Consider the following 12582-nt stretch of genomic DNA (forward strand, 5'->3'; position numbering starts at 1 on the left):
GGCGCGAGAGGCGCTGCTCGCAGCGCCGCCCACCGACCGGGACGCCTTCATCGAGGCGTCCACCCGGGCGGATGTCTGGGCGTCGAAGCGGTACGTCGACCACGACGCGATGAAGGCCCGCGCCGCCCGTGATTTCGACCGCTCGTTCTACCCACAGGGCGCAACTCGGCAACTGGCTGCGATCTACGCGAGCGGCGACCGCAGCGACGGCCTCCGGGCCCTCGACGTGCCGACGCTGGTCATCCACGGACGAGACGACACGCTCATCACCCCGTCCGGAGGCGAGACCACGGCCGAACTGATCGCCGGGTCGAGATACCTGTTCGTGTCCGACATGGGCCACGACCTCCCGGCCCCGCTCTGGCCGATGTTCGCCGAGACGATCGGTGGGCACGTCCGCCTGGTCGAAGCCGCCTGGTCGAAGCCGCCTGATCACCAGCTCGATCCAACCAGCTCGATCCAACCAGCTCGATCCAACCAACTCGATCCAACTGATCTCGACAAGGAGACCACCCATGCCAGGACCACTCGCAGGACATCGCATCATCGAGATCGCCGGGATCGGCCCCGGGCCGTTCGCGGCGATGCTGCTCGCCGACCTCGGCGCCGAGGTCATTCGCGTCGAACGTGCCGGAGCGGTCCGCGGACCGGCTCCCCAGCAGCCCCACGGTGACATCCTCCTGCGCGGTCGCCGCAACATCGCGATCGACCTGAAGAACCCGGATGGGGTCGCCACCCTGCTCGATCTCGTCGCCGGCGCCGACGCGCTGATCGAAGGCTTCCGGCCCGGGGTGATGGAACGGCTCGGAATCGGTCCCGACGTCTGCCTCGAACGGAACCCGAAGTTGGTGTTCGGCCGCATGACCGGATGGGGACAGACGGGCCCATACAGCCAGGCCGCAGGCCATGACATCAACTACATCTCGCTCGCCGGTGCGCTCGCCCACTTCGGTCGCAAGGGCGAGGGTCCGACGCCGCCGTTGAACATGGTCGGCGACTTCGGGGGCGGTGGCATGTTCCTCGCCCTCGGTGTGGTCGCGGCTCTCCTCGAGGCGAAGACCAGCGGAGTCGGCCAGGTCGTCGACACGGCGATGGTCGACGGATCGGCGGTGCTGATGACGATGTTCTGGGCGATGAAGGAGATGGGGGTGTTCGACGAGAACGCACGCGGCACCAATCTGCTGGACACCGGCGCCCACTTCTACGACGTCTACCGGTGCAGCGACGACGAGTACATCTCGCTGGGTTCGATCGAGCCGCAGTTCTACGCCGAGCTGCTCCGCCTGACCGGGCTGTCCGACGACGAGCAGTTCGCGAAGCAGATGGATCCCACCGAGTGGGGACCGCTGAAGGAGCGTCTCACCGAGTTGTTCGCGACGAAGAGTCGGGACGAATGGTGCGCGATCATGGAACACACCGACGTGTGTTTCGCTCCGGTGTTGACGATGTCCGAAGCCGCCGAACACCCGCACAACGTCGAGCGGGAAACGTTCATCGAGGTCGGCGGCGTGACGCAGCCGGCGCCCGCGCCGCGCTTCAGCCGAACGGAGAACGAAGTCGTGTCGGCCCCAGCGTGGCCCGGGGAGCATTCCCGCGCCGTTCTGGAGGCATGGGGCCTCGATGCGGCACGAATCGACGGGTTGATCGAATCCGGAGCCGTGCGACAGGCCGACTGACCTGCTTCACTGACGGCGATGGGAACCCTGGTCTGTCTGCACGCCCACCCCGATGACGAGTGCATGTCGACGGGCGGGACCATGGCGCGTGCCGCCCAGGAGGGCCATCGGGTCGTTCTGATCGTCGCGACCAATGGTGAGCACGGCGAGGTTCCCGACGATCTCGCAGACGGGGAGACCCTCGCCGATCGACGTCGCTCCGAGACCGAGGCGTCGGCCGAGGTGCTCGGCGTGCACCGTGTCGTCTGGCTCGGCTACACCGATTCGGGAATGACCGGATGGGAGGCGAACGGCGATGCGACGTCGTTCCACCGCGCCGACCTCGACGAGGCCGCGGAGTCCGTGGCCTCGGTGCTCCGCGAGGAACACGCCGACGTCTTCACGATCTACGACTGGCACGGCAGCTACGGACATCCGGACCATGTCCAGGTGAACCGCGTCGGGCTGCGTGCCGCCGAACTGGTCGACCATCCGATGCGGACGCTGGAAGCGACCGCCAACCGCGACGCGATGGCGGCGATGATCTCCGACGCCCGCGCCTCGGGCGTGACGGTCGGACCGGACGATGCCGCCGACGGCGCGGATGGCGCCATCGAGTTCGACCCGATGGGACCGGCCGACGACGGGAACCCCTTCGGCGAACCCGAGTCTGTGATGACGTTGCGTGTCGATGCGGCCGACCAGGCAGCGACGAAGCGAGCGTCGATGCGCTGCCACCGCAGCCAGATCACGGACTCGTCGTTCTTCCTCGAGATGCCCGAGAACGTGTTCGCCATGGCGTTCGGGTCCGAATGGTTCATCGAACACGACCGCACACCGCCGTATCGCACCGGCTGGATCTTCGACTGATCCGGTGACGAGCGGGAGGGTGCAATGACCGGGCTCGAGGACGCGCACCTCGTCAGCGGCTGGTTTCTGATCGGGTCGAACGCGTTCGTCGGCCTGTGGGCGTTGGCCGCCCACTACGTGCCGGCACTCCGCGTCCGGGTGTTGTGGGTCGCCACGGCGATCGCCGAGATCTCGACCATCGTGGTCGCGGTCATCGGTGCGTTGATCGTCAACCAGAACGGGATCGAGCTCGACCCGTTCCACGCGCTCTACGGATTCAGCACGATCTTCGCGGTCGGCATCCTGTACAGCTACCGCAACAGCCCGTTCATCACCGACAAGCTGTATTTGCTGTACGGGTTCGGCGGATTGTTCATCATGGGTCTCGGTCTGCGCGCGATGCTGCTCGGCACCGAGGCCATGCCCTGACGCCGGGCCGGAGCGCCCGGTTCAGGTGACGGCGGTCGGGAGCTGGCGCGGGTCCCAGTTCAGTTCGACCAGGCCGCGTTCGCACGCGAAGCGGTCGGTCATGCCCGCGACGTAGGCCACGGCTGCCCGGACTGCCTCGGTCGAGCCGGCTTCGACCAGCGCCGGTGTGGCCCCGGCCGGGAGGACGCCGCGCGCGGTCGCCTCGGGGATCGCATGCGGACGGTCGGCGTAGTGCTCGACCAGCGCCCGGAGGAGCACGATGACCGCATCGGCCTGCTGTCGTGACGCCGGGCGGAGATAGATGTTCTCGTAGTTGAACTTCCGGAACGCTGCGAGTGCCGCCGCGATGTCGGGGGCCATTCCGATCCGCCCGGTTCGGAGGGTCGCGGTGATCATCGCCCGGACGAAGGTGCCGAGTTGGCTGGAACGGTCGGTCCCGCAGGCTTCGGCCACCGATGCCGGGAGCATGTCGGCGGTGACGATCCCCGAGGCGACCGCATCCTCGAAGTCGTGGCAGACGTAGGCGATCCGATCGGCCCACGAGACGACTTCACCCTCCGGCGTGCGCGGCGCGGGGAGGCTCCACGAGTGGTTACGGATCCCGTCGAGCGTCTCGCTGCACAGGTTCAGCGGGCGCAGCGTCACGTCGGCGCCCCACGGCGCATGGTCGAAACCCTCCTCGAGGAACGGAGAGAGTGCGTCCTCGCTGGCGTGTCCGCCGGGACCGTGCCCGCAGTCGTGCCCGATCGCCATCGCCTCGACGAGCGGAACGTTGAGGCTGACCGCCTGCGCGATCGAGCGTGCGACCTGGGCGACCTCGAGTGCGTGCGTCATCCGGTTGCGTTGGTGGTCGCCGGGGAACACGAAGACCTGGGTCTTGCCCGCCAACCGACGGAATGCAGAGTCGTGCAGGATTCGGTCCCGGTCCCGTTCGAAACAGGTTCGGTAGGGATCGGGTTCTTCATCCACGGCCCGGTTTCCGGCGCCCGCAGCTCGGGTCGCATTCGACGCCAGCAGTTCGGCGTCGCGTTCCTCGCGGGCTTCGCGGGTCAGGATCCGGGCGTCGCCGACCGTGGCGAACGAGTCGGCATGCGCGAGAACGATGTCGTCGTCCGCATGCCCCGCCATCGACGATGCCCACCGGTCCGCACGCTCGTCGGAGTTGTCCACGAAGGGCAGATCGTCCACCGCGTCAGGCTACGCGCCCCCAACCGCCGTTCTCGTGAACTGTTCCGGCGCTGCGTGCGCGAACAGTTCACGAGAACGACGCGAGAGCGAGCGTGCCGGGGCGGGCGTAGCCTCTCGCGGATGTCGCAGTTCGTCGACGAGTGTCAACTCAACGTCAAGGGTGGGGACGGTGGCGCGGGCTGCATCAGCTTCCGACGAGAGGGGCCGGTCGTGTTGGGCGGGCCGAACGGCGGTGACGGCGGTGACGGCGGAGCCATCTGGCTGGTCGCAGACCACAACGTCGCGTCACTGCTGGCGTTCAAGGACCACCCGCACCGTCGGGCCGGTCGGGGCGTGCACGGCAAGGGCAAGGATCAGCACGGTCGACGCGGTGAGTCGCTCGAGATCAAGGTGCCGATCGGTACGAAGGCGAGTGACCTGTACACCGGCGAGGTCTACGCCGAACTCAACAATCAGGGCGACCGGTGGATGGCCGCCGCCGGTGGCCGCGGTGGGCGCGGCAACGCCAAGTTCCTGTCGAACAAACGGCGCGCGCCGAGCTTCGCCGAGCAGGGTGAACACGGCGAGGAGCGGTGGCTCAAGCTCGATCTCAGGCTGATGGCCGACGTCGCGCTCGTCGGGTTCCCGAATGTCGGCAAGTCGACGTTGATCAGCGTGATCTCCGCCGCCAAGCCCAAGATCGCGAACTACCCGTTCACCACACTCGAACCGAACCTCGGCGTGGTGAGCCTCGATGACGACACCGAGTTCGTGGTCGCGGACATCCCGGGCCTCATCGAGGGAGCCAGCGAGGGCAAGGGGTTGGGTCACCAGTTCCTTCGTCACGTCGAGCGTGCTCGTGTGCTGTGCCTGATGATCGATCTCGCTCCGATGGACGGCATCTGGCCGAACGAACAGGAGCGGATCCTGCTCGACGAACTCGGCAGCTACCAGCCCGACCTGCTCGAACGCCCGCGCATCGTCGTCGGTACGAAGGCGGACATGGTGCAGGAGGGCGACCTCGAGGTCATGGAGTGGGAGGGCGACGTCGTGTCGTCGATCACCGGTGACGGTCTCGGCTCGCTCGTCGGCAAGATGGCGTCGCTGGTCCACGACGCGCGCCAGGAGATCCGCTACGACGACGGCCTCATCGTCATCCGGCCGGAGCCGAGTGGTGCGGTCGTCGAGCGGGTCGACGACGGCGAGTTCCGCCTCGTGGGTCGCGACGTCGAACGGGTGGTCGCGTTGAACGACGTGACCACGCCCGAAGCACTGTCGTACATCGACTACCGACTCGAGAAGCTCGGCGTTCCGAAGATGCTCGCCAAGGCCGGAGCGGTCGAAGGTGACGTCATCTGGATCGGCGAATTCAGCTTCGACTACCAGCCCGACCGATGAGGACTCCGTGAGGATCGTCGCCAAGATCGGAACGGCATCCATCACCGACGACCGGGGGATGATCGACCGCAGTGCGATTGCACGTCTCGTCGACGAGACCGCCGCGTTGCGCGCGATCGGGCATGAGGTCCTGATCGTGTCGTCGGGTGCCGTCGCCGCCGGAGTCGCGGCACTGGGCATGGATCAGCGACCCAGCGACATGCAGACGACCCAGGCCGTGTCGGCGGTCGGTCAGAGTCGGCTCGTCGAGGCCTACAACATCGAGTTCGCCCGCCACGGTCTACTGGGCGCTCAGCTGCTCGTCGACCCGTACGACTTCGTGGAGCGGCAGCAGTACGTGCACCTCCGCTCGACGATGCACCGTCTGCTCGAACTCGGCGTCGTCCCCGTCATGAACGAGAACGACGCGATCGCGAACGACGAGTTGCGCTACGGCGACAACGACCGGATCGCCGCGTTGATCGCCAACAGCGTCGGCGCCGACGTGCTGGTGCTCCTCACCGACATGGACGGCGTGTTCACCGCCGATCCGCGACGCGACTCATCGGCCACCCTGATCCCGTTCGTGAAGGCCGACGACCCACTGCTGTCGATCAACGCCGACGGCGGAGGAAGTGGACGGGGGAGCGGAGGCATGGCGAGCAAGCTCGTCGCTGCTCGGATGGCGTCGTGGTCCGGAATGCGCAGCGTGATCGCGCGTGCCTCACGACGTGGGGTGCTCGCCGGATCTGCGAGCGATGAACTCGTCGGAACGACCTTCGCTCCGCACGATCGGGCGCTGTCGGCGCGCAAATTGTGGATCGCGTTCGCCGCGGAGGTCGCCGGGTCGATCGAAGTCGATGCCGGCGCCCGCCGCGCATTGACCGAGCACCCGAACAGCCTGCTGCCCGCCGGTGTGGTCGCGACGCACGGCATGTTCGAGCACGGTCAGGTGGTCGACATGGTCGGACCCGAGCGTGAGGTGTTCGCCCGCGGGATCGCATCGACGGCGTCCGCGGACCTGGCGCCGGTACTCGGCCATCACACGAGCGCCCTCCCGGCAGGCATGGCCCACACGGTCGTACACCGCGACGACCTCGTCATCCTCGCCTGACGAGCGTTACGTAACGGGTCAGACCCGTTACGTAACGCTCAGCCTTCGGTGGGCTGGGACTGTGTCTCGCCGGCTTCGACCGCTGCAGGCTGGGCACCCGAATCGAGACCGAGTTCGGCGCGCAGTTCGGACAGCCGGCTCTGCGCCTCGACGTTCGCCGTCGCCTGCTCGATCTCGAGGACCCGACTCTCGACGGTGACCTCCTGGAGTTCGGCCGATGCCTTCGCCTTCGCGTAGCGGGCCTCGATCTTCTCCTGCACCTCGTTGAACGTCGGGACGTCGTCGCCCACGGTCTCGGTCAGCGATGCCATCGCGGAGTTCATCTCCTCCTGCATCTGCGCCTGATCGAGCTGGCTCATCAGCTTCGACTTCTCGGCGATCTTCTCCTGGAGGAGTCGCGAGTTCTGCTTGACCGAGGCCTTGGCCTGGTCGGCGGCTTGCGTCGACTCGAGCACCATCGACTTCAAGCTCTCGACATCGGATTCGAGCGAGATCAGCTTGTCGGCGATCGTCTCGGCTGCGCTGGTGTACTCGAGCGCCTTCTGTTCGTTCCCGGACTTGGCAGCGTCGTCCGCCATGATCAACGCCTGGCGGGCATTGGCGTTGAGCTTGCCGAGCTCCTCCATCTTCTTGTTCAGGCGGATCTCGGCCTGCTTCTGGTTGGCGATGACGTTCGCCGCCTGCTCCTTGAGCCGCTTGTGCTGGCTGTGGGCCTCGCCGATCGCCTGCTCGAGCTGGACCTTCGGATCGGCGTTGGCTTCGGCGCGGCCGCTGACCTTCGCGACGAAGTACTTCCACTGCCTCTTCAGGTACTTGAACATGGGGTCATGTTAGTCGCCGTCCTGGAGACGACGCCCAGGTAACCGATGTCGGAGGGCGTCCAACTCGGGCGCGCCCATCGCCACGAGCAGCCCCGCGTAGACGATGACGCCGACGATCGTTCCCGCGATCAGGCGCACTGCGGCGCCGCCGCCGGAGTTCGCGCCGAGCAGTCGCGCCACGAACCAGACCGCTTCGCCCATCAGGGCCGCCGCCACGAGCATCCGACCGAGGGCGGCGAGCACCGAGCGCATCTCGAAACCCGGGACCTTGTAGCTCAGGATCTGCAGGACCCACAGTGCGCTCAACACGTAGGCGATCGCGAACGACGCTCCGAGCCCGAGTACCCCGTACGTCCCGACGAGCGCGAACGCCAGCACGATGTTGAGTGCGTTCTCGACCACGTTGACCTTGAACGCGGTCTTGGTGTCCTGGTGTGCGTAGAACGCCCGAAGCACGAACAGGTAGATCGAGAAGGCCCCGAGGCCGAGGGCGAGTCCGGCGAGCGCTCGCGAAGCCTCCAGTGCGTCGTCGGCGTTGAAGTTCTTGTACTCCAGCGCGATGCCGATCAGTGGCCGACGGAGCACGAACAGTCCGACACCGGCCGGGATCGTGAGGAGAGCGGTCATGCGGATCCCCAACGACGCCGATGCGATGAAATCCGGCTTCGACCGTTTCGCCACGGCCCGTGCCATCTCCGGTTGGAAGGTCGTCGCGATCGACACGCCGACGAGCCCGTGGGGGAGCATGAAGAACGTGAACGCGAGGAGATAGGCGGTCGCTCCCGCCGACCCTGGCTCGGTGAGGTTGCGCACCACGGTGAGGGCGACGACGTTCGCTGCGACGAATCCGAGCGTCCAGAACGACAGCGACATCAATTTCTTGACGGCCGGATGGCGCGGTTTCCAGACGAACTTCACCCGCAGTCCGGCCCGCCATGCCGCCGGGACGAGGACGAGCGCCATCGCTCCGATCCCGAGGGTGGCGCCGAGCCCGAGGGTCAGTCGGATCCTGGTGTCGTCGAGGACATCGGTGAGCGTGTATCCGCCAGGGCCGAGATCGGGGAGTGACAGCAGAGTCGCGATGATGATCACGTTCGGCAGGATCGGGCTCCACGCCGCGGCGAAGAACCGGCGGCGGCTGTTCAGGAATGCGTTGGCGAGCCCGGTGAGTCCGTAGAACAGGATCTGGATCAGGAAGATCCGGGCGAGGGTCGTGCCGACCGACCGGAACAGTTCGGGGTCGACGTCGGTGTCCACCCGCTGCGAGAACACTCGGAAGATCAACGGCGCGGCGACGACGGCGACCAGGGTCGTGATGGCGATCAGTGCGATGGCCATCGAGACGACAGCGCTTCGGGCGTCGTCGTCGTCGTGCTCGTCGAACGACGTGAACAACGGGATCAACGTGGCCGACAGGACACCGCCGACCAGCAGTTCGTAGACGATGTTCGGGGTCTCGTTCGCGAGGAAGTACGCGTCGCTGACCGCGGTTCCGCCGAGCACGGCTGCCAGGACCGCGAAGCGCACCAGCCCGGTCAGGCGCGACAACGCCGTTCCCGTCGCGACGACGAGGTTGCTCTTGAGGAGTCCGCTCACCGAGGAGGGGTCTCCACGTCGTCGCCGTCCGGATCGTCGTCGTCGGTCTCGGTGCGGTCCATGACGGCTTCGCCCGTCTCCGGATCAGCGTCATCACGGACGACCACCTCGCCGTCGCCCGCGCTCTGGTCATCGGCGTCGTCGTCGAGTTCGGGTCGCACGGCGAGTTTCCGGCTGGTTGCTTGGCTGACGAAGTAGCCGCCGATTCCGGCGAGCGCGGCGACCGGCCACGGCAAACCGAGCAACAGCAGGGCGATCGTGGCGGCGACGGCACCGATCAGCATCGTGCGCGACAGCACGTCAGGATCTCGCTCGCTCTCCATGTCGGCCCGACGCTACTTGTCGCTCAGTTCACCGACGTGATGTCATCGCCGGTGAGCGTCGTCAGTTGCTCGTCGGTGATCTCGTCGCCGCGCTCGTCCAGGTCGGCGAGGCGTGACGCGTGCTGGCCGACCGCGGCCTCGAACAGGTTGCGAACGAAGCGACCGTTGCCGAATCCGCGTCCACGCGGTTCGGCGTCGATCAACTCGTGCAGGCGCTCGATGCCGGATTCATCGGCGTGGTACTCGTGGCTCGACGAGATCAACTCGAAGATCCGGATCAGGTCGTCGGTGTCGTAGTCCGGGAAGTGGATCGTGCGCGTGAATCGGCTCTCGAGCCCCGGATTCGAGCCGATCAGCTCGTTCATCTCGGCGGGATAGCCCGCGGCGATCACCGACAGGTCGTCGCGGTGGTCCTCCATGAACTTCACGATGGTGTCGATCGCTTCGAGACCGAAGTCGTTCTCGCCGCCGCGCGCGAGCGCGTACGCCTCGTCGATCAGGAGCGTGCCGCCGACCGCCGACTCCAACACCTCCTTGGTACGGGTCGCGGTCTGTCCGACGAACCCGGCGACGAGTCCCGAACGGTCGGTCTCGACGAGATGACCGGTCGTCACGACGCCGAGCGAGCGGAAGATCTGGGACAGCAGCCGGGCCACGGTGGTCTTGCCGGTTCCGGGATTCCCGCTGAACACCAGATGCTTCGACGTCTCGATCGTGGGCATGTTCCGATCGGCACGGATCTCCTGGATCCGCAGCAGCGAGGTCAGCCGCCGGACCTCCTCCTTGACCTGATCGAGTCCGACCAGCGCGTCGAGTTCGGCGAGCAACTCCTCGATCGGTCGCTCCGGTGGCAGTTCGATCGCGATCTCCTCGACCTCGGTCTCGACCGCAGTCTCGGCCGTGCTCCCGGTCGCGGGCGTCGGGACGTCCCGGGCCGGCTGTCCAGGGCGTGGCACCAGGTGGTCGTCCATCGTGTGCAGCAAGAGCGTGCGAAATCCGTCGATCGCCGTCAGTTCTCCCTGCGATGGCACGAGGTCGATCGCCGCGGTGGCGTGGGCGAGGGCCATCGCGAGCACGTAGTACCGGTTCGACCGTCGCTCCGAATCCTGTGCGTCGGCCTTCACCAACAGGTCGAACAACGTGCTGGGTCGCTCGAGCCAGCGTGACCGACCGTCGAAGGTGTCGTCATCGCGCAAGGTACGTGCGGTGACGACCATCGGTGGGGTCAGTCGGGTGCCGATCGAATCGAGCCAGGCTTCGAGTTCGGCGTCGCTGTGGCGGCCGTCGGCGTCGATGAAGGCGGCGACGAGATTCGATGCCTCGATCACGCACTCGGCGAGATGGTCGTGGCCACCCGAGAGTTCGTCGAGAATCGTCGACATCGCGTCGACGAACTCCCTGGCGGTGTCCTCGAACGCTTGACCCATCGACGTGACACTACGTGGCCGGTCTGTCGTTCCCGGTGTGTCGTTCCCGGTCTGTCGGTCGGTCTGGGAGGATGGGACCATGCAGGAGGAGGAGTGGCAGGCACCGGGGCCAGGTACGTGGGAGCGCGATCGCGCCCATTTCGCCCGCACCGTGTCGCGTCCGATGATCGACCTCATCGAGGACGCTGCCCCGGCCGGCATGCGCGAGGGATTCGATCTGATCGGCGCGCCGCTCGACACCATGGACGTCCGCTTCGTGCGCGGGCAGATGTACCGACGCCTCGTGCCGATCATCGGAGCGAGTGGACGCGGCCCCGCCACGCCACCACCTCCATGGTTGATGCGGACCGTGTTCGCGCTCCATCCCCGACTCCGGCGACGGTCCAAGGTCGCCGAGGTCGCGATCGAGGGCAAGTCGTGGAACGACGAGGCCGATCGGTGGGAGGCGACGTGGAAGCCCGAGATCGCGGCAGCGAACCGCCGGCTCGGCTCCGTCGACGTCGGAGCGTTGTCCGACGGGGCGCTGGCCGACCATCTCGACGAACTGTTGGTGCACACTCGCGACGCGATGGCGCTCCATTTCCGGTTGCACATCAGTGACCTGGGGCCGATCGCGCTGCTGCTGGACGAGACGGAGCAGTGGGGGATCGACGGTGCCGATGTGATGGCCGTTCTGGCCGGCGCGTCGCCCGCGACGAGCGCTCCCCATGACGCGCTTCGTCCGCTCGCGGTGGAGATCGAGCGGGAGCTCGAACCCGGTGGTTCCCGGCCCGCGACGCTCGACGAGGTTCGTGGCGTCAGCGATCGCGCAGCGCGCATTCTCGACGACTACCTCCTCGAGTTCGGCGGTCGCCTGACGACGGGCTACGACATCACCGAATTCACCCTCGGTGAGATGCCTGACGCGATCATCGCGATGCTCGGGGACCCTCGACTTCTCGAGGAACGGACCGCAGCTGACCTCGCCATCTCCCGCGGCGTGGCCGCGCACGACGAACTCCGTTCACGTGTTCCGCACGAACATCGCGCGGAGTTCGACGAACTGGTCGACGACGCGCGGCGGCTGTACGGGCTGCGCGACGAGAACGGTCCGATCACGGCCGAGTGGCCGTGTGGGGTGCTCCGCTCGACGCTGCTCGAGGTGGGACAGCGGCTCACAGCAGCGGGTCGGCTCGAACAGGTCGATCACGTCTTCGATCTGAGCGGGGTGGAGTCGATCGGCTCCCTACGCGGCGAGCCGGGCCCGCACGCGGGAGCCGTCGCTAGTCGGCATCGGACTCGTCTGGGATTCGCCGACAGCGAGGCACCGGCTCACCTCGGTCCGGACCCGGTGGAACCCGATCTCGACGGCCTCCCCGATGCGATGGGCCGGATGATGCGGATGTCGGTGAACGCCGTCGCTCTCCTCGAAGCCGCGGACGGAATGGACGTGGTCGGGGAGATGCGTGGCACCGGAATCGGAACGACTGCGTACGTCGGCCGTGCGGTGGTGGTCGCCGATGCCGAGGATGCGATCGAACGATGCGAGGCCGGTGACGTGCTCATCGCCCGTTTCACCGCCCCGACCTTCAACTCGATCCTCGGTCTCGCCGGCGCGGTCGTCACCGAGCACGGGGGACTGCTGTGTCACACCGCGGTGATCGCGCGCGAGTTGGGGATCGCCGGCGTCGTCGGAGTGGCCGGGGCGCTGTCGATTCCGGACGGATCGCAGGTCGAGGTCGACCCCGTCGCCGGACGGGTCACCGTGATCGGTTGACGGTTCAGCCGCGCACGCCCGTCCGGCCGGCGAACGCAACGAACGCAGCGAGCGAGCCGGGTCCACTC

General features: G+C 67.2%; 12 protein-coding genes. 7 read left to right on the top strand and 5 right to left on the bottom strand.

Annotation, left to right across the window (positions count from 1 at the left end):
* The 4 genes from WBV89_RS12755 to WBV89_RS12770 form a co-directional block, all read left to right on the top strand.
* The coding region (locus WBV89_RS12755) for an alpha/beta fold hydrolase (protein WP_423981731.1) at positions 1-673 on the top strand (673 nt) is incomplete at its 5' end.
* Entirely contained in the window at positions 561-1676 is a 1116-nt protein-coding gene (locus WBV89_RS12760) for a CaiB/BaiF CoA transferase family protein (protein ID WP_423981741.1), read from the top strand. The genes WBV89_RS12755 and WBV89_RS12760, both read left to right, overlap by 113 nt.
* A gap of 18 nt (positions 1677-1694) precedes the next feature.
* The gene (locus tag WBV89_RS12765; RefSeq protein ID WP_423981732.1) at positions 1695-2525 is read left to right on the top strand and encodes a PIG-L family deacetylase; all 831 of its coding nucleotides are present in this window, start codon (positions 1695-1697) and stop codon (positions 2523-2525) included.
* A gap of 24 nt (positions 2526-2549) precedes the next feature.
* Positions 2550-2933, top strand: a complete 384-nt coding sequence (locus WBV89_RS12770) for a hypothetical protein (protein WP_423981733.1) — start codon at positions 2550-2552, stop codon at positions 2931-2933.
* A gap of 21 nt (positions 2934-2954) precedes the next feature.
* Here the strand turns inward: WBV89_RS12770 and WBV89_RS12775 are convergent, their stop codons facing one another.
* Complete coding sequence (locus WBV89_RS12775; RefSeq protein WP_423981742.1) at positions 2955-4061, bottom strand: HD domain-containing protein; 1107 nt, start codon at positions 4059-4061, stop codon at positions 2955-2957.
* Positions 4062-4241: 180 nt separating this feature from the next.
* Here WBV89_RS12775 and obgE point away from each other — a divergent pair, with 180 nt between their 5' ends.
* Both obgE and proB read left to right on the top strand, forming a co-directional pair.
* Entirely contained in the window at positions 4242-5498 is a 1257-nt protein-coding gene (gene obgE / locus WBV89_RS12780) for a GTPase ObgE (protein ID WP_423981734.1), read from the top strand.
* A gap of 7 nt (positions 5499-5505) precedes the next feature.
* A complete protein-coding gene (gene proB / locus WBV89_RS12785; protein WP_423981735.1) occupies positions 5506-6591 on the top strand; it encodes a glutamate 5-kinase in 1086 nt (361 codons plus the stop codon).
* 38 nt (positions 6592-6629) lie between these two features.
* Here proB and WBV89_RS12790 read toward each other — a convergent pair whose 3' ends face one another.
* The 4 genes from WBV89_RS12790 to WBV89_RS12805 are packed head-to-tail and all read right to left on the bottom strand — an operon-like array spanning position 6630 to position 10758.
* Positions 6630-7412: a PspA/IM30 family protein gene (locus WBV89_RS12790; RefSeq protein ID WP_423981736.1), complete on the bottom strand. Its 783-nt coding sequence runs from the start codon at positions 7410-7412 to the stop codon at positions 6630-6632.
* A 9-nt stretch (positions 7413-7421) separates the two neighbouring features.
* Positions 7422-9008 carry a murein biosynthesis integral membrane protein MurJ gene (gene murJ, locus WBV89_RS12795; RefSeq protein ID WP_423981737.1) on the bottom strand — a complete coding sequence of 529 codons (1587 nt, stop codon included), beginning with the start codon at positions 9006-9008 and terminating at the stop codon, positions 7422-7424.
* Positions 9005-9331: a hypothetical protein gene (locus WBV89_RS12800; RefSeq protein WP_423981738.1), complete on the bottom strand. Its 327-nt coding sequence runs from the start codon at positions 9329-9331 to the stop codon at positions 9005-9007. The genes murJ and WBV89_RS12800 overlap by 4 nt, the downstream gene beginning before the upstream one ends.
* A gap of 23 nt (positions 9332-9354) precedes the next feature.
* Positions 9355-10758 (bottom strand): AAA family ATPase, encoded by a 1404-nt coding sequence (locus tag WBV89_RS12805; RefSeq protein ID WP_423981739.1) that lies wholly within the window; start codon positions 10756-10758, stop codon positions 9355-9357.
* 79 nt (positions 10759-10837) lie between these two features.
* Here WBV89_RS12805 and WBV89_RS12810 point away from each other — a divergent pair, with 79 nt between their 5' ends.
* Positions 10838-12514, top strand: coding sequence for a PEP-utilizing enzyme (locus WBV89_RS12810; protein WP_423981740.1), 1677 nt, complete (start codon positions 10838-10840; stop codon positions 12512-12514).
* The last annotated feature ends 68 nt before the right edge of the window (positions 12515-12582 follow it).

The sequence above is a fragment of the Ilumatobacter sp. genome, from assembly GCF_049588435.1.
Lineage (GTDB): Bacteria > Actinomycetota > Acidimicrobiia > Acidimicrobiales > Ilumatobacteraceae > Ilumatobacter_A.

Coding starts and splice junctions, on each gene's coding strand:
- WBV89_RS12800 (WP_423981738.1), bottom strand. CDS start 9,331: ATGGAGAGCGAGCGAGATCCTGACGTGCTGTCGCGCACGATGCTGATC.
- WBV89_RS12770 (WP_423981733.1), top strand. CDS start 2,550: ATGACCGGGCTCGAGGACGCGCACCTCGTCAGCGGCTGGTTTCTGATC.
- WBV89_RS12790 (WP_423981736.1), bottom strand. CDS start 7,412: ATGTTCAAGTACCTGAAGAGGCAGTGGAAGTACTTCGTCGCGAAGGTC.
- WBV89_RS12775 (WP_423981742.1), bottom strand. CDS start 4,061: ATGGCGGGGCATGCGGACGACGACATCGTTCTCGCGCATGCCGACTCG.
- WBV89_RS12810 (WP_423981740.1), top strand. CDS start 10,838: ATGCAGGAGGAGGAGTGGCAGGCACCGGGGCCAGGTACGTGGGAGCGC.
- WBV89_RS12805 (WP_423981739.1), bottom strand. CDS start 10,758: ATGGGTCAAGCGTTCGAGGACACCGCCAGGGAGTTCGTCGACGCGATG.
- obgE (WP_423981734.1), top strand. CDS start 4,242: ATGTCGCAGTTCGTCGACGAGTGTCAACTCAACGTCAAGGGTGGGGAC.
- WBV89_RS12765 (WP_423981732.1), top strand. CDS start 1,695: ATGGGAACCCTGGTCTGTCTGCACGCCCACCCCGATGACGAGTGCATG.